The 23,311-nt window shown below is 49.1% G+C and carries 20 protein-coding genes; all 20 read right to left on the reverse strand.

Annotated elements, in window-relative coordinates; genetic code table 11:
- Position 1 precedes the first annotated feature (1 nt).
- A complete protein-coding gene (locus HYN48_RS00835) occupies positions 2-406 on the reverse strand; it encodes a PaaI family thioesterase (protein ID WP_108369336.1) in 405 nt (134 codons plus the stop codon).
- Positions 407-1,555: a 3-hydroxyacyl-CoA dehydrogenase NAD-binding domain-containing protein gene (locus HYN48_RS00840; RefSeq protein WP_108369337.1), complete on the reverse strand. Its 1,149-nt coding sequence runs from the start codon at positions 1,553-1,555 to the stop codon at positions 407-409.
- 62 nt (positions 1,556-1,617) lie between these two features.
- A complete protein-coding gene (locus tag HYN48_RS00845) occupies positions 1,618-2,397 on the reverse strand; it encodes an enoyl-CoA hydratase-related protein (protein ID WP_181248495.1) in 780 nt (259 codons plus the stop codon).
- Between the two features lie 27 nt (positions 2,398-2,424).
- Positions 2,425-2,925: a 1,2-phenylacetyl-CoA epoxidase subunit PaaD gene (paaD, locus tag HYN48_RS00850; protein ID WP_108369339.1), complete on the reverse strand. Its 501-nt coding sequence runs from the start codon at positions 2,923-2,925 to the stop codon at positions 2,425-2,427.
- A 108-nt stretch (positions 2,926-3,033) separates the two neighbouring features.
- Positions 3,034-3,783, reverse strand: a complete 750-nt coding sequence (gene paaC / locus HYN48_RS00855; protein WP_181248496.1) for a 1,2-phenylacetyl-CoA epoxidase subunit PaaC — start codon at positions 3,781-3,783, stop codon at positions 3,034-3,036.
- A gap of 39 nt (positions 3,784-3,822) precedes the next feature.
- Positions 3,823-4,104 carry a 1,2-phenylacetyl-CoA epoxidase subunit PaaB gene (paaB, locus tag HYN48_RS00860; protein WP_108369341.1) on the reverse strand — a complete coding sequence of 94 codons (282 nt, stop codon included), beginning with the start codon at positions 4,102-4,104 and terminating at the stop codon, positions 3,823-3,825.
- Positions 4,105-4,167: 63 nt separating this feature from the next.
- On the reverse strand, positions 4,168-5,106 hold the full coding sequence (gene paaA, locus HYN48_RS00865) for a 1,2-phenylacetyl-CoA epoxidase subunit PaaA (RefSeq protein WP_108369342.1): 939 nt from the start codon (positions 5,104-5,106) through the stop codon (positions 4,168-4,170).
- Between the two features lie 61 nt (positions 5,107-5,167).
- Positions 5,168-6,241: a 1,2-phenylacetyl-CoA epoxidase subunit PaaE gene (gene paaE / locus HYN48_RS00870; RefSeq protein WP_108369343.1), complete on the reverse strand. Its 1,074-nt coding sequence runs from the start codon at positions 6,239-6,241 to the stop codon at positions 5,168-5,170.
- 79 nt (positions 6,242-6,320) lie between these two features.
- Positions 6,321-6,890: a TetR/AcrR family transcriptional regulator gene (locus HYN48_RS00875; RefSeq protein WP_108373239.1), complete on the reverse strand. Its 570-nt coding sequence runs from the start codon at positions 6,888-6,890 to the stop codon at positions 6,321-6,323.
- A 232-nt stretch (positions 6,891-7,122) separates the two neighbouring features.
- Positions 7,123-11,433 carry a T9SS type A sorting domain-containing protein gene (locus HYN48_RS00880; protein ID WP_108369344.1) on the reverse strand — a complete coding sequence of 1,437 codons (4,311 nt, stop codon included), beginning with the start codon at positions 11,431-11,433 and terminating at the stop codon, positions 7,123-7,125.
- Positions 11,434-11,504: 71 nt separating this feature from the next.
- Entirely contained in the window at positions 11,505-12,959 is a 1,455-nt protein-coding gene (locus HYN48_RS00885; protein WP_108369345.1) for an SUMF1/EgtB/PvdO family nonheme iron enzyme, read from the reverse strand.
- A gap of 114 nt (positions 12,960-13,073) precedes the next feature.
- The gene (locus HYN48_RS00890) at positions 13,074-13,718 is read right to left on the reverse strand and encodes a response regulator (protein WP_108369346.1); all 645 of its coding nucleotides are present in this window, start codon (positions 13,716-13,718) and stop codon (positions 13,074-13,076) included.
- 1 nt (position 13,719) lies between these two features.
- Positions 13,720-15,660 (reverse strand): ATP-binding protein, encoded by a 1,941-nt coding sequence (locus HYN48_RS00895; protein WP_108369347.1) that lies wholly within the window; start codon positions 15,658-15,660, stop codon positions 13,720-13,722.
- Positions 15,661-15,721: 61 nt separating this feature from the next.
- Positions 15,722-16,006, reverse strand: coding sequence for a hypothetical protein (locus tag HYN48_RS00900; protein WP_108369348.1), 285 nt, complete (start codon positions 16,004-16,006; stop codon positions 15,722-15,724).
- 146 nt (positions 16,007-16,152) lie between these two features.
- Complete coding sequence (locus HYN48_RS00905) at positions 16,153-16,677, reverse strand: DUF6252 domain-containing protein (RefSeq protein WP_108369349.1); 525 nt, start codon at positions 16,675-16,677, stop codon at positions 16,153-16,155.
- A gap of 118 nt (positions 16,678-16,795) precedes the next feature.
- Entirely contained in the window at positions 16,796-17,443 is a 648-nt protein-coding gene (locus tag HYN48_RS00910; RefSeq protein WP_108369350.1) for a response regulator, read from the reverse strand.
- 10 nt (positions 17,444-17,453) lie between these two features.
- Positions 17,454-19,391, reverse strand: a complete 1,938-nt coding sequence (locus tag HYN48_RS00915) for an ATP-binding protein (protein WP_181248497.1) — start codon at positions 19,389-19,391, stop codon at positions 17,454-17,456.
- Positions 19,384-21,417: a tetratricopeptide repeat-containing sensor histidine kinase gene (locus tag HYN48_RS00920; RefSeq protein ID WP_108369352.1), complete on the reverse strand. Its 2,034-nt coding sequence runs from the start codon at positions 21,415-21,417 to the stop codon at positions 19,384-19,386. The genes HYN48_RS00915 and HYN48_RS00920 overlap by 8 nt, the downstream gene beginning before the upstream one ends.
- A gap of 32 nt (positions 21,418-21,449) precedes the next feature.
- Positions 21,450-21,749, reverse strand: coding sequence for a hypothetical protein (locus tag HYN48_RS00925; protein ID WP_108369353.1), 300 nt, complete (start codon positions 21,747-21,749; stop codon positions 21,450-21,452).
- A 96-nt stretch (positions 21,750-21,845) separates the two neighbouring features.
- Positions 21,846-23,270 carry a PD40 domain-containing protein gene (locus HYN48_RS00930; protein WP_181248498.1) on the reverse strand — a complete coding sequence of 475 codons (1,425 nt, stop codon included), beginning with the start codon at positions 23,268-23,270 and terminating at the stop codon, positions 21,846-21,848.
- Positions 23,271-23,311 lie beyond the last annotated feature (41 nt).

Here is a 23,311-nt window from a genome sequence, read left to right on the forward strand (position 1 = left end):
TTTATTTCCATTCTTTATCACTCCGAAACACCGTCCCTTTAAACAAAGCAACAACTGTTTCTCCTTTTTTTATCTCGACGGTATAAAAACCGAATTTATTCTTTAATGCATTTTCTTTGGCTATAGCCTGAATTGTATCGCCTTCCTTCAGCGATTCGATGTGGTTAATTGAGGTATCGATGCTTAGTGCCGGCCTGCCGTGTGAATTTGAGGCAAATGCTAATGCACTGTCGGCAATCGAGTACGTAATGCCTCCGTGTGCAATCCCAAACCCATTCAGCATCTCCTTCTTGATGGTCATTGACAAGGTGCAGCTGCCTTCGGAAATATCCTCCACAACAATACCCAGCCATTGGCTGAAGGCATCGTTAACGAACATTTTATGGACTATTTCCTTTGGCGCCATTTAAAAAAACTTTCTGTTTTCGTTATGCATTTTACGCAACAGCGGACTGCAGCGGTAACGGTCTTCGTGGTATTCGTTATAAAGATTGTCCAATGCATTTACGCACCAGTCTATTCCCATTTCGTCTGCCCATGCGAGTAATCCTTTCGGATAATTCACGCCTTTAGTCATGGCATTGTCGATGTCTTTCGCGGAAGCGATGTTCAGGAATAAGGCTTCAGCTGCATCGTTGATCAGCATGACTAAAACGCGTTCGAAAATCTGCTTTCCTAAAACCGCGGCTTCGTTCGGTTTCGGCAATTCTTCAGCGTAATTGTAAAATCCGCGTCCGGTTTTCCTGCCTAAGAATCCTGCCTCCGTCAAACGTTTTTGTGTGAATGACGGCTTGTACCTTGGGTCAAAATAAAATGCGGTGAAAACGGTTTCCGTCACCACATAATTCACATCGTGCCCAATGAAATCCATCAATTCAAAAGGTCCCATACGGAAGTCCCCGAAGGTTTTCATCGCCCAGTCGATGGTTGCAAAATCTGCTTTTCCTTCTTCGTAAATGCGCAATGCTTCACCGTAAAAAGGTCGTGCGACGCGGTTTACGATAAATCCGGGCGTGTCTTTGGCAACGGCGACAACTTTCTTCCAGCCTGAAATGATTTCGACGGTTTTTTCTAAAACCTTTGAATCTGTCTGTACCGCCGGTATGACTTCAACCAATTGCATCAATGGCGCCGGGTTGAAGAAATGGATTCCGATGACGCGGTCAGATTTTTTACAGGAAGCCGCGATTGACGCGATGGATAATGACGAAGTATTTGATGCTAAAATCGCATTTCCGGAAACAACGCTTTCGAGTTCGCTGAACAATTTGCGTTTGATGTCAAGGTTTTCAATAATGGCTTCGATCACCAGATCGGAGTCTGATAAATCCTCAATGGAATGGGCGTACGCAATGTTTCCAAAAATCATGGCTTTTTCTTCGGCGTTGATTTTGCCTTTCTCCAAAAGCGTCGCCATGGTTTTCTCCAAAGCCGATTTGCTTTTGGCAATGGCTTCGAGATTGGTATCGTAAATCTTTACGACACAGCCGGCGGTAGCCGCTACTTGTGCGATGCCGCTTCCCATGGTTCCGGAGCCTATAACTGCTACTTTCATTTTAGATTTTTAAAAACGCCTGCGGCTATAAAGACGCTGCGATAAAATTTATCGAATGGTTATTAATTCCCTCTGAATACCGGTTGCCTCTTCTCGACAAATGCCGTTACACCTTCATTATAATCGTATGACTCAGCCGATTCAATCTGCAATTCGGATTCGAGCGCGAGTTGCTGCTGCAAATTATTCGTCATGGATTCGTTAAGCAGTCTCTTTGTCAAACCTAATGCTTTTGTAGGCATATTGGCCAACGTTACTGCAAGTTTTGAGACTTCGGCTTCGAATGATTCCAATGGAAATGTTTTGTAAATCATGCCCATTTGCAACGCTTCGGCAGACGTTACTTTGTCGCCCAGCATCATCAGTGCCATCGCTTTCTGGAAACCGACCAATCTTGGCAAAAAGAACGTTCCTGCGCTGTCCGGTACGAGTCCGATTTTACTGAATGCCTGGATGAATGCTGCGTTTTCTGAAGCGACGACGATATCACACGCCAATGCAATGTTAGCGCCGGCTCCCGCAGCAACGCCGTTTACGGCACCTATAACAGGTTTTTCAATAGTTCGTATTCTTTCTATAATGGGATTGTAATGCTCTTCCAGTATTTTACGGAAACCCGGCATCAATTCCGGCGTGGTGACTTCTTTTAAGTCCTGTCCGGCACAAAACGCTTTTCCCGAACCGGTAATTACGATCGCGCGGACGGTGTCATCCGATTGGCATTTGTCCAGGGCAGACTGCATCTCCAAAGCCATTTCGCGGTTGAAACTGTTGAACACCTCAGGGCGGTTTAGTGTGATGAAACCGATGTTGTTTTCTATATTTAAGATGATGCTGCTCATTATTAATTTGTAATTATCAGTTGTCAGTTATTTCAGGCATTTAAAATAATCAAACGGTTCCTGGCAATCCTGGCATTGGAAAAACGCCTTGCATGCCGTGGAGCCGAACTGGCTGATCATTTTCGTATTAAGTGAGCCGCATTGCGGGCATTTCACTATTTTTTTGTTTCCGAGCAGCGCTTCGATATCGGCTTCGGGCTCAAGTGGAGCGGCAATGCCGTAATCCTCCAATGCTTTTCGCCCTTTGGTCGTAATCCAGTCGGTGCTCCAGGCCGGGGACAATACGAGGCTGACTTTACTTTCGAGGCCGGCCGCTTTCAGTGCTTTTTTAATGTCGTCACCGATGACATCCATGGCGGGGCAACCGCTGTAGGTTGGCGTAACCTTTATTTCAGCGACACCATCCTTCATTTCTGCGGAGCGTACGACACCCATTTCCATAATCGACAAAACCGGAATCTCGGGATCGGAAACCGATTCGAGTATCTGGGCGAGTTTGGGGTCGATATGTTGTTGTGTGTCTGTCATTTCATTTTGGTTCGGAACCCTAGCCCTGATGGAAGCGGCATCCTTTTTCCTGCTGCGGCCAGCAGGGAAAAGATACAGCGGACAGCAGGTTCCCGGCTCCTGAAAAAACTACCAGTTCATATCTGGATAAGTACGCTGCATGTACTGCAAATCGGCGAGCAGGTAACCCATATGCTCGCTGTGGATGCCGTGTTTGCCTCCTTTTTGGAAATATTTCATGTCCGGAACCTGCAATGTCGCTTCTTCCAGGATTTGCTTTATTTTAGTAAAAAATTCTTCCTTTAAGGCTGTTACGTCGACGCCGATTCCTTCAGCAACCATGGTTTTGTCGGCATCGGTCTGGTGGAACAACTCGTCGGTGAATGTCCACAAATCGTTGATCGCGGTTTGCATGCGTTGGTGGCTTTCTTCCGTACCATCGCCCAGCCTCTTCACCCAATCCGATGAAAAACGGTAGTGGTAACTGACTTCCTTGATGCTTTTGTTGGCAATTGCCGCGAGTGTTTCGTCTTTACTGTGCTGCAATTCCTCCAAAAGCAAAAGATGGAAGGCGTCATATAAAAATTGCCTTCCGATGGAATACGCGAAATCGGTATTCGGCTGTTCGACCAGCAATACGTTTTTGTATTCCCTTTCGTTGCGCAGGAATGCGATGGTGTCTTCTGTCGCATCGGCACCTGAAATTTGTGCGGCATACTGATAATAGCTGCGTGTCTGACCAAGCAGATCAAGGGCGATATTGGTCATGGCTATATCGACTTCGAGATTCGGGCCATGGCCACAGAGTTCCCCGAGGCGTTGGCCGAGGATGAGCGCGTTATCTGCGATGCCGTAGATGTATTGGACTAGATTGTTCATGTTGATGAGTTGACAGTTTACGGTTTACGGTTAACCAGTTTACATATGCTTTAATTCCTCCGGCAGTTCGTAAAATGTCGGGTGTCTGTAAGCCTTGTCTTTTGCGGGTTCGAAGAATTCCCCGTTATTTTCAGGATTTGAAGCCGTGATTTCGCTTGAGGGAACTACCCAGATGCTGACACCTTCCATCCTTCTTGTATATACATCGCGGGCGTTTTCAAGTGCCATTGTCGCATCACTTGCGTGGAGGCTTCCGCAGTGGCGGTGTTCGAGTCCGTTTTTAGAGCGGACAAATACTTCCCAAAGTGGCCAGTTTTTCATGGTTTATAGTTTATGGTTGACAGTTAACGGTTAACAGCTGTGGACTGTAAACCGTTAACTCAATTATGCTGTTTCTAATTGCTCTTGTTTCTCGGCATACGCCATGGCCGCGTCGCGTACCCATTCGCCTTTGTTCCAGGCGTTGCGGCGGGCATCCATACGGACTTTGTTGCATGGACCGTGGCCTTTTACGACCTGCCAGAATTCATCCCAATCCATCTCGCCGAAATCATAGCGTTTGGTTTCCTCGTTCCATTTTAAATCCGGGTCGGGGATGGTCAATCCGATCAGCTCGGCCTGTGGAACCGTCTGGTCCACAAACTGCTGGCGCAATTCGTCGTTGGTTTTGCGTTTCAGTTTCCATTTCATGGACTGTTCGGTGTGCACGGATTCTGCGTCTGTCGGCCCGAGCATCATGAGCGATGGCCACCACCAGCGATTAAGCGCATCCTGTGCCATGGCTTTTTGTTCGGGTGTACCATTGGCTAAGGTCATCATGATTTCGAAACCCTGCCTTTGGTGGAAACTTTCTTCCTTGCAGACACGCACCATCGCGCGGGCGTACGGACCATAGGATGTTGCAGTAAGCGGCACCTGGTTGATGATCGCGGCGCCATCAACGAGCCAGCCTATGGCACCCATATCGGCCCAGGTAACGGTTGGGTAATTGAAGATGCTCGAATATTTGGCCTCGCCGGAATGTAATTGATCATAAAGTTCTTCACGCGAAACGCCCAATGTTTCGCAGGCACTGTATAAATATAAACCGTGACCGGCCTCATCCTGGACTTTTGCCAATAGCGCAACCTTCCTTCTAAGCGAAGGAGCCCGTGTAATCCAGTTGCCTTCAGGCAGCATGCCGACGATTTCGGAATGGGCGTGCTGGGAAATCTGGCGGATGTGTGTCTTGCGGTATTTCTCCGGCATCCAGTCTTTCGGCTCAATCTTTTGGTCGTTTGCGATCTTTCTTTCGAATTCGGCTTCCAGTTCCAGTTCTGACATAACTTTTATAATTTATAACTGACGATGTGAACGCCAATCAGATTAAACAAACCTGTTTCTATTACACCCCAAAGTCGACCACCACTTTTTCAGACGTGGGTACGGCCTGACAACTCAGAATTAAATTTTGCGCCACTTCTTTCTCGTCGAGCGCGTAATTGATTTTCATTTCTACCGTACCTTCGATCACTTTGCAACGACAGGTACTGCATACGCCGCCCTTGCACGCGAACGGCAGATCGGCACCTGCGGCGAGCGCTCCATCAAGGATGTTATCATAATCATCCTCCATGATGAAATGGAATTCCTTGCCGCCATCGATGATGGTGACTTCCGTTCCCTCGATTTTCCTTTCAAGGATTTGGCTGACGCGCTGCCTGTCTTCTTCCGATGTACCGGTGTTGAAAAGCTCGAAATGGATTTTGTCCTTTGGCAAACCGGCCGCCGTCAGTTCATCGCGGATCAGGAAAATCATTTGTTCGGGGCCGCAGATAAAACATTCGTCGGTGGCATCGATATCGATAAGGCTCTTGATAATGGTTTCCAATTTCTCTTTAGTGAACCGGCCATTAAACAATTCGATGCTGCGGAGCTCTTTGGTGAGGAAATGGAAGATCTCAAGCCTTCCGAAATACCTGTTTTTCAGCTGCTCGATCTCTTCCTTAAAGATAATCGATTTTACGCTGCGGTTCAGGTAAAACAGCTTGAAAGTACAGTTCGGCTCTAAAGCCAGGTGTGTTTTCATGATGGACAGTATCGGTGTGATGCCGCTCCCCGCCGCAAATACGATGTAGTTTTTGGCTTTCTCGGGTTCTACAGGAGTGTTGAACACGCCATTTGGCGGCATGATCTCCAGCATATCGCCCTTTTTGAGCGTTTCATGTACAAATGAAGAAAACAAACCGCCATTAATCCGCTTTACGGCGACTTTCCATTTATTTTCTACCGGACTCGAACACAATGAATAAGAACGGCGGACATCCTGGCCTTCAATATTCGCTTTCAGCGTCAGGTGCTGCCCGTGTGAAAAACGGAAATCCTCTTTAATACTTTCAGGGATTTCGAAAGAGATAACCGAACAATCCTTGGTTTCCTTATAAATATCAAGCACTTTGATGTTGTGGAACTTTGCCATACTATACTACAACGTTTGATTTCAACTAACATTTGTTAGTTTACTATGCAAATTTAGTAATAATTTCTTAATGTGAAAGTTAAATTATACCGCGCAGCAGAATTTGCTTCAGGTTCTTTTCCAGTACATTAGCAGAGAAATCTTTCTTTTTACCATACCACAGATACAGCGTACGGATTGTGGAAAGTATCGTAAAAATCATCACTTCGGCGTTGTGGTTCCTGAGTTCGCCGTCCTGAATCCCTTTTTTGATGATACTTCGGAAAATGGCTTCATATTCTTCCCGCATCCGCAGAAAATACTGCAATTGCGTCTCGGGCAGATGCATCCAGTCATTGTTGAGTGAGGCCAACGCCTCAGGGTTCCTTACGGTAATGTCGATGTGCAGTTGGATGACTTCTTCAATCTTGCTGACCGATGTTGCCGATGATGCTTCGATGCTGCGGATGGTATGCGTATATTCTTCCGCGATTTCGATGATGATGAGTTCGAGTATTTGCTGTTTCGACTTGATGTGGTTATACAGGCTCGCAGCCTTGATGTCGAGCGCCTGCGCAATGTCGCGCATCGTGACGGCGCTGTAACCTTTCTCCTTGAAAAGTGCGGCGGAGATATTGATGATCTCTGATTTGCGGTCGGTGGGTTTCATTGGTGGTAAATGTAATGGAATTACCCGAAAGCCAAAAACCGAAAATCGGAATGGGAACATGAAATCCTTGTGGCGCAGCGCGAGGGATCGCAGCAAGGTGCCGTGCACCGCGGAGAGCCCGGCCCGGAGGGCGCGCCATAAAAAAAATTGGCGTTCGGTTTCACCTGGCATTATCCATAAAAAAAGAAAACCACCCGAAGGTGGCTTTCCAAACAAAACAGGAAACAAGATGTTACCTTTTGATAATCTTGATGGTTTTGAACAGGTTGTCTGCTGAAACCTTTACAAGATATGTTCCTGCAGCGAGTTGTGACATATCCAGTCTGGTTTCAGCCGAATTGATTTTCCTGTCCAGTACAATCTGGCCGATCATGTTTACTACCTGCACGTGGCTGATGTCGCGTGTGTAGGAAATAGTCACGAAATCGGCGACCGGGTTCGGATAGACATTCAGTGCATCTGATTCGAGTTGCTCCACTTCGAGACAGGCGCCCGTGGTCACGGTAACCGCCAGTCTCACATCGCTGTCACAGCTGCCATCATTCTGGGAGGCATAATATGTCGTTCCCGAAACGAGTGGTGTGCTGTCTGCAACGAGGTTTCCGCCGGTTGCAGTATCATACCAGCTTATATCCGTACCGTTTGTCACCAATTGGCTTACCGTTTGTCCGGTACAAAAAGTCTGATTGCTGCTTCCCGTTGGTGCGGCCACGATATTCACTGTTGCAGTAACAGGGGTACGCACCGATGTACAATCCCCATTTATCGCCTCGGCATAGAACGTAGTCGTAGCGCTGAGGCTGCCGGTTTGAAACAGGCTGCCGGTTGCCAGCGGTGTGCCGCCGGTTGGAGCATCATACCAGTTTACCGTCCCTGCGCCAGCATTGGCTTCAAGCATTACGTCTCCGCTACCGCAACGTGTGCCGGGAACAGTTGAAATGATTGTTGGAATCGCATTGATTGCAGCGATTACCGCAGTCCTTGCGGAAGTACAGTTGCCATTGTCCACCTCAACATAATACGTAGTCGTGGTGCTGATCGACGGTGTTACAAAGGATGTTCCGGTACCCAATACAGCACCTCCGGAAGCAACACTGTACCAATTCAGCGTTCCTGCACCAGTGGCACCAAGGGTCACTGTACCCGATCCGCAACGCTCACCAGGAACTGTTGCAGTGACTGACGGAATGGCGTTCACCGAAGCGGTTACTGCCGTCCGCGCGGAGGTACAGGTTCCGTTTGAAACCTCAGCATAATACGTCGTGTCGGCAGTGATTGGCGGTGTTGTAAAGTTCTCACCTGTTGCCAAAACTGTTCCGCCTGCCGGTACATCATACCAGCTTATCGTACCGGCGCTTGCAGTTGCCGTTAGTGTCGCTGTACCGCCTCCACAAACTGCTCCGGGGGTCGTTACAACGATTTGTGGAATGTCGTTCACTGTCGCAGTAACTGCTGTCCTTGCAGAATTACATCCGGTGGCCCTGGCTTCAACGTAATATGTAGTTGTAGCAGTGATCACCGGCGTGGTGAAGCTTGCTCCTGTTGCCAAAAGCGAACCGCCTGTGGGCAGGGCATACCACCGTAGTGTGCCGGCACTTGACACGGCGTTAAGTGTTACCGTACCCGCGCCGCAACGGGCTGCAGGCGTAACCGAAGTCACGGATGGTGTTACATTGACCGTAGCGACCACTGCAATACGCGAAGAAGTGCAGCTGCCATTCGTCGCCTCGACATAGTAGGTCGTCGATGCGGTGATGGAAGGCGTTATAAAATCTGTTCCTGTGCCTAAGATACTGCCACCTGAAGCAACTCCATACCAATTTAATATACCGGAATCCGAGGTGGCCTGCAATGTGACACTGCCGGAATCACAACGGCTCGCCGGGGTGGTCGACGTGACCAGTGGTGTCGCATTCACGGTGGCTGTTACCGCTGTCCTTGTTGAATTACAGGTTCCGTTTGAAGCCTCTACGTAATAGGTTGTAGTATTGCTGATGGCTGGCGTTACAAACGAGGTGCCTGTTCCCAATACTGATCCGCCCGACGGGAGATTATACCAATTTAAGGTACCTGAACTTGCTGTGGCACCTAAAGTCACAGGTCCTGAATCGCAACGGCTCGCCGGTGTAGTTGATGCCACCGTTGGGGAAACATTGACAGTGGCCAATACGGCTACCCTTGGTGAGATGCAGCTTCCATTCACTGCTTCAGCATAGAAATTTGTATCCGTGCTGATGGATGGGGTGGCAAAAGACGTGCCTGTACCCAATACACTTCCTCCCGTAGAAACGTTGTACCAATTAATCGTTCCGGCAGTGGCCGTCGCGCCCAAAGTGACTGACCCGTTACCGCAACGGCTTCCCGGTACAGTGGCGCTGACAGCTGGTGTCGCATTCACCGTTGCGGTTACAGCCGTCCTTGGTGAAATACAGCTTCCGCTGGTCGCTTCCACATAATAGGTTGTCGTAGCGCTGAGGTTTGGCGTTGTGAAATTATTGCCTGTGCCTAACGGACTTCCTCCGTTTGCGACGTCATACCAATTCAGGGTGCCGGCACTGGCTGTGGCGCTTAATGTCAGCACACCCGCATCACAGCGGCTTGCCGGTACCGTAGTATTGATTGTCGGCATGGTGCTGATGGTTGCTGTTACCGGAGTCCTTGCAGAGGAGCAGCTACCGTTGACAGCCTCTACGTAATAAGTGGTTGTGGCGGCAATATTCGGCGTAGCGAATCCTGTTCCGGAACCTAAGATTGTTCCTCCGACAGCAACGCCATACCAGTTCAATGTTCCTGCGCTTGCCGTGGCGCCAAGTGTCACGCTACCAGTCCCGCAACGGCCCGCAGGCGTTGTGGTTGTTACTGAGGGCGTAGTGGTCACTGTCGCAATCACGGGAACACGTGTGGATATGCAGCTTCCATTCGCAGTCTCGACATAATATGTAGTCGTGCTGCTCAGTACAGGTGTTATGAAATTGGTTCCCGTTCCTACTGCACTTCCGCCGGAAGGCACATCAAACCAACTGATATTTCCTGCGCTTGCGGTGGCACTTAAAGTGACCGTACCTGCATCACATCTGCCGGAAGGCGTTGTACCCGTAATGGCAGGTGACGGACTTGCTGTTGCTAAAACGGCAGTCCTTGCGGAAGAACAGCTTCCGTTTGTAGCTTCAACATAGAAATTAGTATTGCTGCTGATTGATGGCGTTACAAAAGAAGTTCCCGTTCCCAATACAGCTCCTCCTGACGGAACGCTGTACCAGTTTAAGGTTCCGGAACTGGCCGTGGCTGCCAAGGTGACGCTTCCCGCATCGCAACGGCTGCCCGGTGTTACAGAAGTGACTGTTGGCGCACTATTGACAGTAGCTAAAACAGCTGTCCTGGCCGAAACGCAGCTTCCGTTGGTGGCCTGAACATAGTAAGTCGTGTTGCCACTGATGGATGGTGTTGCAAACGAGGTTCCTGTTCCTATGGCACTGCCTCCGCTTGCCACATCGAACCAGCTGAGTGTCCCGGCGCTAGCGGTTGCATTTAAGGTTACAGAACCTGTCCCGCAACGTGAACCGGGAGTTGTGGTGGCCACAGTTGGCGTGCTATTCACTGTAGCGATCACAGGCGTACGCGCAGAGACACAGCTTCCGCTTGCCGCTTCTACATAGAATGTGGTGGTCGCGCTGATGATCCCCGTTGGGAAGAACGGCCCTGTACCGAGTATCGGACCACCCGATGGCACGTTGTACCATCTCAGCACACCGGCGCTGGCAGTAGCCTGAAGGTTGACCACACCCGTATCACAACGGGATCCCGGCGTGGTGGATGCTACAGTGGGTACTGCAGTTACGGTGATGTAGCCGGTAGCGGTTTTTGTATCGCTCCCGTTGTAATTGGTAGCGGTTAAGGTCACAGCGTAAATTCCGGGCGTATTGTATACCACGGAAGGATGCTGTACGGTTGAAGTAGCCGGCGTACCGCCTGCAAAGGTCCAGCTCCATACGAACGGGATATTTGTGGAGGTATCGGTAAAGTCTATCGAACCACCTACACAGGTTGCCAAAGCAGAAGCAGAAAAGTCGGCAACCGGAGGTGTAACGGGGCAACTCCCTATCACATCCATGGCAGAACCGTCATCGCTGCCACCGAAGTAGGCATAGAACTGGTTCGGGATACCGCAGGAAACGGCGAGAAGGTCATCTACGTGGGCGCTGTCATTGTCTCCGCCCATGTAGGCAAAAAACGATGGCGGCGTCCCGCATGCAGTGGCGCTGAGCTCTTCCACGCCGGCACTGTCATTGTCTCCGCCCATATAGGCAAAGAACGACGGCGGCGGTGCGCTGCAGCTTGTATTCATCAATACGTCAACTGTTACATTGTCATCGGTGCTCCCGAAGTACGCATAAAAATGCGCGGGCACCGGACACGAAGTCATCCCAAACTGGTCGGCAGCAGCAGCAGCGGCATCGCCTCCATGATATTGGGCCTGAGATTTTGTACCAGCCAAAATAAATGTAACGAATACAATTATGTAGTATTTAATTGCTTTCATCATTTAATTTGAATTTAAAATTGTTTGTCATTTTTAATGTGATGCCTGTCGGGGCATCTGCTCAAATTAAATGATTACCTCACACCCCTTCCACCGAAAGTTGGATATCTTGACGCATCTACCGTGGTTACGCTGGCCCTGTCAGAAGTGCGTACCCTGCCGGCAACATCAATATAGCTTCCTCCACGGAAACCTGTACCGGCAGCGGTTGTCGGTGAAGGCCAGGTTGATTGGTTTGCGTCTCCGTTGGCGGCGATGGTGCCGTCACCGTTTGTACCGTTAAAAGTAACGCCGGCTGCAGTTGTGTTTACAACATGCTCCCAAACGTTTCCGCCCATTTCCATAGCGCCATAGTAAGCCGCGCCCGCAGAGGATCTTCCTGAAGTTCCTGAAGCGAAAGCCCCTACCCTTATTGGTCCGTAAGCAGGATTGGCACTGCCTACGCCATAGGTACACATTCCATTAGCTACAGGAGTATAGGTTTCATTCGACATATAATCGTTGATAAGTCCGCCGAGGGTGCTGTACACCTGTGTCAGGTCAGTCGTTCCCCATGGGTATTCACCGGCCACGCGGGGCATACTGCCACGGCATACTTTTTCATATTCCAGTTCAGTCATCGGGCGTAGCGCGGCCCAGTCCAGGTAAGCGGTCAAATCGCCCCAGCTTAAATTGTTGGCAACAATGCTTTGTCCGTCATCGCTATTGTTTTCAACTCCTGTAGAAGCATCGCAGGCATATACGGCGGGAATCGCAGCATTATTACCCGGGGTTGAAATGATGATACCGTTACGGAAACCGAAACTTCCGAACATGACATACGTGCCGGCAGCACTGATCGGGTCGCTGTAGGTATGTGCCTTTTGCTGATCATAAGTCAGGGAATTCAGGTATTCTACGTATTGCAATTGCGAAATCTCATTCTTCATGCAGTAGAAGGAATTGTATCCGGTAGGATAAGTATTAGGAATTGTCGATGAGCCGCCACCTATGGCTGCTGCTGAAATTCCCGAGGCCTGAGAAGTGGAGTTTACAGTAATGCTGTTGAATGTCGACGCGCTCGTGCCATCGCCCAGTTCGAAGTTACCCTGTGGCACATTGACCATTTCAATCCCAAAAACCTTATAGTTATAAGTTCCGGCCGGAATGTTCATTTTCAAAGTGACCTGTGTGGGCGCAATCGTCCCGCCTCCCAAGGCACTTCTTCTAACGAATACGCCTTTTCCATCGGCGACAGGGTCAACCTGAAGCGGAGAGGAGGTCGAATGGTCAGACCCTACAGTGCTGAGTCCGGCGTGTGCCCAGATGCGCGTATTGCAATCCTGGTATTTGATGAACACCCATACGGCGTCCCAATTGGCCGGAGCCACGTTCGCATTCCAGCTGTTTTCCCAGCTGATGGTAAAAGTAATGTTCGATCCGGTCACGGAAGTCCCGGTAATCTGTACGTTATTTGCGCGGGATATTCCGAACGCAAACAAGAGCATAAAGCTCAGGGTCATTTTTGAAAATAAAGTCTTGGTTTTCATCTTATTTCTTTTTTAAAGTTATAAGACAAAACTAGGCGACGGGGTTATGCGACAAAATACGTACTATTTCGTATTTTTATTCGCCGGGCCATCCTGACCTATCCCGACGGCCGCTCAGATCAGTTTGTTGTTTTTCGCTTTTTCGACCGCTTCGAGCTTGTTGTGCACCTGGAGTTTGGTGTAGATGTTTTCGATGTGCTTCCGCACGGTACTGGGAGACAAGATCAGGTTTTCCGCGATATTGTTGTAATTCAGGCCTTTGCTTAATTGTTCCAACACTTCGATTTCACGTTGCGAAAGCTTAATTTCCTCCGTGTTTGCTTTTTCGAAAGGAACCGGATCGCGCAACAATTTCAGGGTCTTGAACGCAATCGACGGATGCATCGCTGCGCCACCGTTCATCGTTTCTATAATGCCCTGGTATAAATCTTTCGGGTTGATTTCCTTGAGCAGGTAACCGTCTGCCCCGGCCTTGATGGCATTGAAGATGTTCTCGTCGTTGTCAAATACGGTCAGCATGATGATCCTGATGTGCGGGTATTTTGACTTGATGAGCACGGTCGCCTCGATGCCGTTCATTTCGGGCATTTCAATATCCATGAGGATCAGGTCGATATTGCGGTTTGCCTGCAGTTTCTCGAGTAAATCCCTGCCATCGCAGGCTACGCAGCGTACGGCGAATTCGTCAAAAAATGACAGCTTTTCCTGTACTGTCCTGATCAGGAATGAATTGTCGTCGGCTATGGCTATCTTAATCATGCTATGTGTTTAATACGTCTTTACTGATGTGAAGGACAATCCGGGTACCAGCTCCCGGCGCCGAGTCGATTGTGGCAGTGCCCCCGATGCTCTTAATGCGTTTTTTCATGTTGTGTAAACCGTTCCCGTTGACGACCGATGCGATGTCAAAACCGGATCCGTTGTCAGTGATACCGATGTCAATCCCATCGTTATCCTCTGTAATGCGCACCACAATTTCGGTCGCCTGTGCATACTTGATGGCATTGTTCACGGCTTCCTGTATTGTGCGGTAAATGTTCATCCCAACAACTGATGAGAACCCGAGGTGGCTGAGCTTTTCATCGATTTCAAAACGAAATTGGATGTTTTCTGCGGCGAGTCTGGCTTTTTCGATGAAATTCATAATACGCATGTGCAGGTCTTCGAATGTAATCGCATCACTGTTCATCGCCCAGATGGTATCGCGCAGTTCAATGATCGTGGATTGGGTAAATCCACTGATGTTGTCGAGTTTTCCGTTAAGTTTTGAGTCTTTCAGGTCAAAAGCAAATTTGAGATTGTCGACGGACGAAATGATAAAGGTAAGCTGCGCCCCGATGTTGTCGTGCAAATCACGTGAAATACTGAGCCGCTGTTCCTGCAGCTTGTTCTGAGTTTCAATTTTTGCAATGGCTTTTTCTAACCGGTGTTCCTGCTCCTGCTGCCGGTTGCGTAGCTTTTGCTGTCGATACACGAGCGCTCCGCCTGCCACGGTCGTCACCACCAAAAAACCTAAAATGATCAGCCAAAGATTGCGTTGCCTGGCTTCGACTTCCCTGAGCAGCAACAATTTTTCCTTTTTTTCGGTCTGGTATTTGGCATCCAGTTCGAAAATAGCCTTGGTTTTTTCCTTTCTGAAAAGGCTGTCTTTCCCGATGCAATACAATCTGGCATGTTCGTAGGCTTGTTGGAAACTGCCGGTTTTGGCATAGGCTTTCGCGAGATTGTCATTGGCCATCGTCTCGACCAGTTCCGCCTCTGATTTCTTCGCTGATGTCCTGGCTTTCTGAGACACGGCGATGCTTTCTGAAAACCGCTTCTGCTTGAGCAGGCACTGGGCGTATGCGTTTCCGGTGTTGGCGACTTCAAACCAGTTCTCGAATTTTTCGTGCAGCGCAATCGACTCCTTGTAGTAGGTGTCGGCGACGTCAAACCGGTGCAGGCTGTCATACACCATCGCCAAATTGCCCAGCGGGTAAGCGACATAACGGTCATACCCTAACTTTTGATAGCCTTTCCGGGCCATTTCGGAGTATTTCAAAGACTCTTTATAATGTGCGAAATTAATCAGGATTGAACCGAGGTTGCCCGAGGAAACGGTCATTCCAAACGCATCCTTTGCCTTTACGTAAAAATCATAGGCCTTGCGGTAATAGGTCAGGGCCTTTTTATAATCTTCATGGGTTTTGTACACAATCCCGATATTGGTGTACGTCATCGCCTGCTTGGACAAATCATTCTTTTTGTCGTAATAGTACAATGCCCTGAAATAATTCCTGAGTGCCTGCTCGAAGTCTCCTTTGGTATCAAATGCGATGCCGATGTTATTGTAAGAATCGGCGATCCCAAGCGAATCCTTAATCCGGATCCTGGATCCCAGCGCCTTACGATGGTAGATGATGGCTGAATCGAGTTCGCTGCGGTATTGAAAAGTATTGGCAATTGCATTGTAGGCCATCCCCAGGCACGGCTCGCTTTTAATCCTGCGCGCCTGCGCAAGTGCCTGTTTCCCATATGACAACGCCTGATCAAGGTCGCTGTAACTGAATTCATCGGACAGGGCGCACAGGGTATGGAATCTCTTCTGCCCGGTTTGTTTCGCAAGGACATGCTTCAGGCTGTCGGTTTTGGAAGTCTGGGGATTTTGCGGAAACGCTCCTATTGCCGTAAAGCACAGCAGCAGTACGATGAATGACCTCATTTGAATTGTTTTGGCTATCCCATAAAAGTATTAAAAAAATGTTAACATGGCGCTCGGGACCTTATTCGATGAGATTGTTTTTAGCCAGCGTGTCAATGAGTTGGTATTGCAGTGACAGGATTTCCTCGCCAATACGCTTCTGCGAGGTGCGCAGCGTTTCCTTGAGGTCATCGGCCATCTGAACGCGCCCCTGCTGTGTCGCCTGGTTTTCAAGCAATGTCACGATCATGGATTCGTACGCTGCGGTCTTGAGTTTGTGGGCCTTTTTTGATTTCCTGAAATCGGCCGACACAATGGCAATCAGCGCGAGATTGACCAGCAGCAGGATAAGTAGGAATGGGGTCATAGGAAGGTTAGCATCAGTGAGGAAAAAATGTCCTTTTCAAAGCAGGATGTTACTCCGTTCGAAAAGGACAAAATCACACAAAACAAGTAGCTTGATCCGATACCGGCCGCGGCCATACAGGCGTGGGCTTTTTCGGAAAAATTATTTTAGAATTCCAGGTTAAAGGCACCATTGGTGATTTCCTTGGTGTCGATGGCATTGTCCTGGTTGGTACCTGTAAAGTGGAAAGTCCCTACCAGTTTAGCATCGGTAAGCTCGGAAATCGTAACCGAACCTTTAACGGCACCACCTTCTGTTGGCGCCACATACACCACTGAATTTGCAGGGTCCTGCATGTTGAGTGCCGTATATGAACCTACGATTGAAATGCTGTTATCGCCACCAATATCATAGGTCCCGGCCTGCGAAACCCCGTTCATAATCAGGCTGATTGATTTTCCCGAAGAATCTGCACCGACCAGGCTAATGGTCGTCATGTTGCCAGATGTTACGCGCTGCGCACTGGTAGCCATCGCCATTGATGTAAAGCCCGAACCTGCAATTTTTGCCGTTACGGTCCCAAGGGAAGCGCTACCGCCACCACCGCCGCCATCACTGTCGCTGCTGCAGGATAGTGCCAGGAACATTACGGCAACCAATGTCATTTTTGAGATCATTTTGAGTGTTTTCATGATAAAATAAATTTAAGTTAGTTATACGCCAAAATTGCGCCTATCATGAAAAGTAGACAATACGGCATTTGTCGTATTTTATGGCCTGAACCTGGTTGCCGGACCCTGAAACCGCAGACTATATGAGCTTATTGTTCTTCGCTTTCTGGATGGCCTCCAGCTTATTATGCACCTGAAGTTTTGCATAAATATTCTCGACGTGCTTGCGTACTGTACCCAGCGAAAGAATCAGGTTATCGGCAATATTGTGGTACTTCAGGCCTTTACTGAGTTGCTCGAGGACTTCGATTTCGCGCACGGTGAGCTTGATGTCCTCGCTATCCGAAGGGACGTCAAACGCAATCGGGTTGCGGAAGAGCTTCAGGGTCTTCAATGCAATCGATGGGGTCATCGTGGCGCCGCCATTGAGGGTCTCCATAATCCCCTGGTTCAGGTCGGCGGGGGTGACGTCCTTCAACAGGTAACCGTCGGCGCCGGCCTTAATCGACCTAAAGATGTTCTCATCATTATCAAAAATAGTAAGCATGATGATCTTGATGTGCGGGTATTTACTCTTTACGATGCCGGTGGCCTCGATGCCGTCCATTTTTGGCATTTCGATATCCATCAGGATCAGGTCGATGTTGTGGTTGTTCTCGAGTTTTTCCAACAACTCGATGCCATTCACGGCCGTGTACCTGCACACGAGGTTCTCAAAGAAGGAAAGCTTTTCAGCCACCGCCTTTTGCAAAAAGATATTGTCGTCGACTATCACTATTTTAACCATAACCTTAATTTTAATTGTTTTTGTTTTTAAGTGAAATGCTGATTTTTGTGCCTTCGGAGAGCGCCGTCTTGATCGAAATGGTCCCGCCGATATCCTCTATGCGTTTGCGCATGTTGTGCAGCCCATTCCCGTTGCCACTGTTTTCGGGGTCAAAACCGGCACCGTTGTCATTGATCGTGATTGATATTGTTCCGTCATCTGCGGAAGCGTAAATACCAATATCCTCCGCATCCGAGTATTTGATGGCATTATTTACCGCTTCCTGTATGGTCCGGTAAATGTTCATGCCTTCGATCGACGTGAGCGCTACCGCCTGCAGCGCGTCATCGATATCAAATGTGAAATGGATGTCTTCCCTGGCCATTTTCGCCTTTTCGATGAAGTTCAGGATACGCACTTTCAAATCTTCAAAGGTGATGGCGCTGTTGTTCATCGCCCAGATGGTATCGCGTAGTTCGACAATGGTCGATTTCGTAAAATCGCTGATGCTGCGCAGCTTGTCATTGAGCCTGATGTTCTGGATGTCAAACCCGTGCTTGATGTTGTCTACCGACGAAATAATAAAGGTCAGCTGCGCCCCGATATTGTCATGAAGGTCACGCGAAATGCTGAGCCGCTGCTCCTGGAGTTTGTTCTGTGTTTCGATTTGGGCAATGGCCGATTTGAGCCGGAATTCCTGTTGCTGCTGCCTGTTCTTCAATTTCTGTTGCCTGTAGAGCAGCAATGAGATGATGATGACCAAAAACGTCAGCACGGAAATCCCAACCAGCAGCATATTCTTGCGGTGCGTTTCGGCACGCTGTTCCGCGAGCAGCTTTTCTTTTTTGGCCGTTTGGTATTTGGTCTCGAGCTCTGCGGTCTGCCGTAACATGCTCAGCCGCGTGAGGTGCTCACTGAGTTTTTTGTTCACTTCCTGGTAATAGAGCACGCTGTCCGGCTGTTTGAGGTAGGCGAAGGTCGGGATCATCAAATCGAGCGTGTAGTACAGGCTTTCATCTTTCTTCTCGCGCAGGAATTTGTCCCTGATTTCTGTTAGCAATGCGAGTGCCTCCTTGTATTTCCCGGTTTTGAGGTAACTGCGCGCGACACTGATCTTGAGGTTGTCCTGATCGTGGGCGGAGTTGACAACCTGGCCAACCTGTCTCGACTTTTCGTACATCACCGCGGCGCTGGCTTCGTTTTTTGCACGCGCCCGAAGCAGCCCAATGTTCTGGTACAGCACCGAGATTGCCCGGTTATTACCCGACAGCCTGCAATTCCTGAGGCTTTTCTCAAAAGCGACCCTGGCTTTGACCGTATCGTTGAGCCCGGAATACGCCTTGCCGAGATTTCCGTAGAATTCGCAGAGGCGGTCCGGCAGCTGCTGCTGTTCTGCGTAAGCGATGGCAGGATTCAGGTAGGCCAACGCTTTTTTGTAGTCGTGCAGGTTCACCATGAGCATGCCGATATTGCTTTTGGCTATCGCGGTGCTTTTCAGGTCTTTTACGCTCTCAAAGTAGGTCAACGCTTCAAGGAATGCCTTCATTGATTGGGTGTACTCCTGGCGGTCGCGGTATACATTGCCCAGGTTGTTATTGATCTTTGCGATACCCGCAGCATCCCTGAGGCGTTTGCGGATGGCATAGGAACGCAGGTAACTCTGCTGGGCACGCGTGAGGTCTCCGTTGTTGAAGTACACCGAACCGATGTCACTGTAAATCTGCCCGAGCAACGTGGAATCCGCTAATTTCAGGGCTTCGGATTCGGCCTTTTTCCCATATGCCAAAGCCGAATCAACGGAAACGGTCGAATAATACCATGTCAGGTCCGAATAAATGGTGGCGGTCTTCCGCGCGCCGGGATTGTCCTTCAGCGCAGCTTTCAGGCCGGCGATCATCTGCTGCGTATTCTGGGCATTACAAGGCAGCAGGCAGCACAGCAGGCAAATGGAGAGGTATTTTTTAAGCATAATTGTTGTTGTTTTGAAAAGAAATCCGGACCGTAGTCCCTTCATTCCTTACAGATTGTATCGTACACTCCGCCCCTATTTCCTTCATACGTTTCTTCATGTTGCCCAAACCATTGCCGCGGTCATTGTCAGACGTATCAAAACCGACGCCGTTGTCGCGGATTTCAATGGTAATCCTGCCCCGTTCCGGTTTGGCTTCTATAACAATTTTCGAAGGTGCGGCATATTTGATGGCATTATTTACCGCTTCCTGGATGGTGCGGTAGATGTTGATGCCCTGCAGGGAGGACAGTTTGACGTCGAGGATGGATGCATCCAGGTGGAAGGCGTAGTCGATACTGCTTTTGGCTGTTTTCGCTTTCTCGAGAAAATTGAAGATCCGCGAGCGCAATTCCTCAAAACTGATTTCGGCATGGTTCATCGCCCAGATTGTGTCGCGCAGTTCCAGGATGGTCGATTTGGTAAAGTCGCTGATGCTGTCGAGCTTGTCGCTGAGTTTGGTCTGCTCGAGGCTGAACCCGAACTTGACATTGTCAACCGACGAGATAATAAAGGTCAGCTGTGCGCCGATGTTGTCGTGCAGGTCGCGTGAAATGCTCAGCCGTTGTTCCTGGAGTTTGTTCTGGGTTTCAATCTGTGCGATGGCGGCCTTGAGCTGGAATTCCTTTTCGCGTTGTATGCCTTTGAGCCTTTGCTGACGGTAAACCAGGTACGCCAATATCACCACAAAGAACACCAGCGCGGCGAGCATGATAATCGTGGTATTCTTCTTTCTCGACTCGGATGATTTCTGTAGCAGCGCCACTTTATGCTGCGCCAATTCCTTTTCCTTGATGGCAGTTTCATATTTCACCTGGGCATCCTTAAAGTATTTCTGCTTTTCACTGCCCAGGATGACGTCTTTTTGCGTCACAAAAAGCTTGTGGTTTTCCAACGCTTTTTTAAAGTCACCGGCCTGTTCATAAGCCTGCGACAGTGCTTCGTAAATTTCAGCGATATCATCCCTGCGGTCGCCGAGCCGCGCTTCTCTTAACAGCGTGTTAAGCAAGGCCACCGCCTTTGCCGGCTGCGCATCATGCAGGTAAATCCTAGCCAGGTTAGCCTTTACGGAATACATCTCGTTGGAGTTTTTTTTGTACTTGCTGCCCAGCGCCATCGCTTCAAAAACCAGCCTTTTGGCCTCAGACATATCGTTTTGAAGCACCTTGAGCGTGATACCCGGCTTCAATATATCAAACTTTACGCTTTCGAGATGGGTTGAATCTGCGAGCGCGATGCCCTTACGGTAGTATTTTTCTGCCTCCGCATATTGGTGTGTATCGGTCAGCAGCGACGTCAGGTGTGCGTATGAGAGGAGCAGTCCATGGGGATTGTCGCGCTTACCCCCGAGTGCAATTTTCATCGCGGCGCGTGCCATATCCTGTGCTTTCCTGTTGTCGCCAATGGTCTCATACAATTCGGAGATGTTATTGAAAATTTCGACCTTAATGTACCGGTATTGTGACGTATCGACATGCTTTGCGGCGTCAAGCAGGTTCTTGATGGCAAGGTCGTACTGGCCCTGCACCTGATAAATGTTGGCTATATTGTTTTTGGAAATCACCACCCCGATCCCGTCTTTCTGCTTTGCAAAAACCGAGTCGGCACGCCGGAAATACTTCATCGCCCCGACGAAATCTTCCTTATTGAAGCAGGTTTCGGCGTACTGGCTGTAGGCGCACGGCAGTTGTCCGTCCACCTTGTTGTCTATGCAGTATTTTTCGGCCTTGCGAAAATCGCGGTAGGCACCGGCATAATCCCGGATGAAATTCTTCTGCTCGATCAATTTGACCAGATACGCTGCCTTATGGTATTTGTCGTGCCGCTGCTCCGCATTCTTAATCCCATTGAGAATGTGCTGCAATGCCCTTTCGGGATTTTTTTCCCGGTCGCGCTCGTACCAGATGAATACACTGTCAGGATCATGGTTCTGGGAGAAAGCCATAATCGGCAACAGCAGGAAAAGCAGCAGTGGGATTTTATTCATGAGTAGTCGTGCATTCCATAAAAATAGGAAATTTAGCCTTCGGGTTTATTTTTAAGCAAATCGTTTTTTGACAGGAGATCAAACAATTCATAATTGAGTGTAAAGATGTCCTCATTAAGCACAACGCGGCTTTTTTTAAGACGCTCGTTCAGGTCGTCTGACAGTTTTACCTGCCCCGACTGCGCAAGCTGCTTCCTGGTAATCTGGACGATGATGGCCTCGAGCGCAGCGATTTTTTCGCTAAATTTCTTCTTTTCCCGATGCGAATATACGGCGAGGTAAATCATCGCAACAAACAACAGCAAGATCACAGCGGTCAGTAAAATAATCATATCAAAAGGGATTAGTGGATTTGTTTTCGATTTAAGGCCGTTAACAAATGTCCCGTTTCCCCCGCCGAAAAGAAATACGCAGTTATTCGTATTTTCCTATCCCTTCATCAGCTGTGACTTGGGCAAATGCACATGGTAGATGCCCGTTTGCCCGTCGACGGTCCGGATGAAGTACAGTTCGCCATTACGCTCGTCATACCACGGGGATCCGTCAAAACTGCCACTATTGATGCTGCTGCCGAGATTGACCGGCTCTGACCAGTTCTTCCAGCTATCGTCTAAACGGTACGTCACGAAAATATCGTAGTCGCCGTAATTGCTGAAACCATTGCTGGAAAACAGCAAAGTCTTATTGTCTGAGAGCAACCGCGGCATGCTTTCATCGGCGGCGCTGTTGATCGCTTTGCCCATGTTTTGTAAAAAACCGTACGAACCGTCTTCCTTCCTATTCGAAAAGTACAGATCGGCACCGCCCTGGGTCATGTCGGTTTCAATGCCCATGATGATGGTTTGGGCGTCGGCGCTGATTGTCAGTTCCGACGTGTCATCGTAGTTGTTGTAAGCCGCAACTTTCAATATGCCTGACACCGCCATTGCATCGCCCTGGCCTCCATAGAATGCGTAGCCCGTTTCGCCTGTACCGCGACTGTAGCTTTTTCCGCCTTTGAGCGCCCAGTTGTCGTGGATGCCGTAGAGATAATTGAACTGATCATCGTCATTCAGTGCATTCATTTCCTGCGACGGAGCTGACCACCGGCCATCATTCTTTATGCACGAGTAAATGACCTCTTTAGGATTCGTAAAGTCCGTAAAATACAACTTATTACCATCCGGGTTCAATATCGGATTGGAAGGCATGAGGCCACCGAGGTCGAGTTTCTCCGGCCTGGGCAGCGACGCAAATTCCTGTGCTGAGTGGATGGAGGCTTCCATCGGGGTTTCTGAATCCGAAATACCGATGGCGTCAACCTGCTTTTGCCCGGGAACCAATGCGAAACTGAAATCTACGCGTACCGCAACGACATGGGCTACAGCCTGGTCTAAGATCGCATGCTCAATGCCGGGATTGACATCCACTTCGGGCGCGGACTGGATTTTTCTCCTTTTTCGGTTGTAATAATATTTACGGTCCGCCGGAAACTGGCTGGTATAAAGGTTTCTCCTCCAGTTTATGTCACGCGACCAGACCGTCTTGTATTTCCCGGACCCGTCATCGACCGCAATCCGGACTACACAGCCTGCATTCATGTTCTCAAATACGGCCACCTGCTTTACGGTTTGCGGTGTTTCAAACCCTACTTCCACGGTTTCATTGCCGTCCAGCGCATTCTTGGGCATCCATGCATTGGCGCTTGGCCCGCCCTGCGGGAAGGCGTCGGGCTTGCCCAGGATGCGTTTGATGCCATGCTGCTTCCCGCCCAGATCTGACGAAAACTTAATCAATTTACCGGCCCATTGCACCTGCTGCCCATGGACAGAAAAAACAGCCATCAAACTTAAAAAGAGTATGTTATTTTTCATCGTTGATTTCATTTAAAAAAAGGGCTGACAAACGAATTCAT

The sequence above is a fragment of the Flavobacterium magnum genome, from assembly GCF_003055625.1.
Lineage (GTDB): Bacteria > Bacteroidota > Bacteroidia > Flavobacteriales > Flavobacteriaceae > Flavobacterium > Flavobacterium magnum.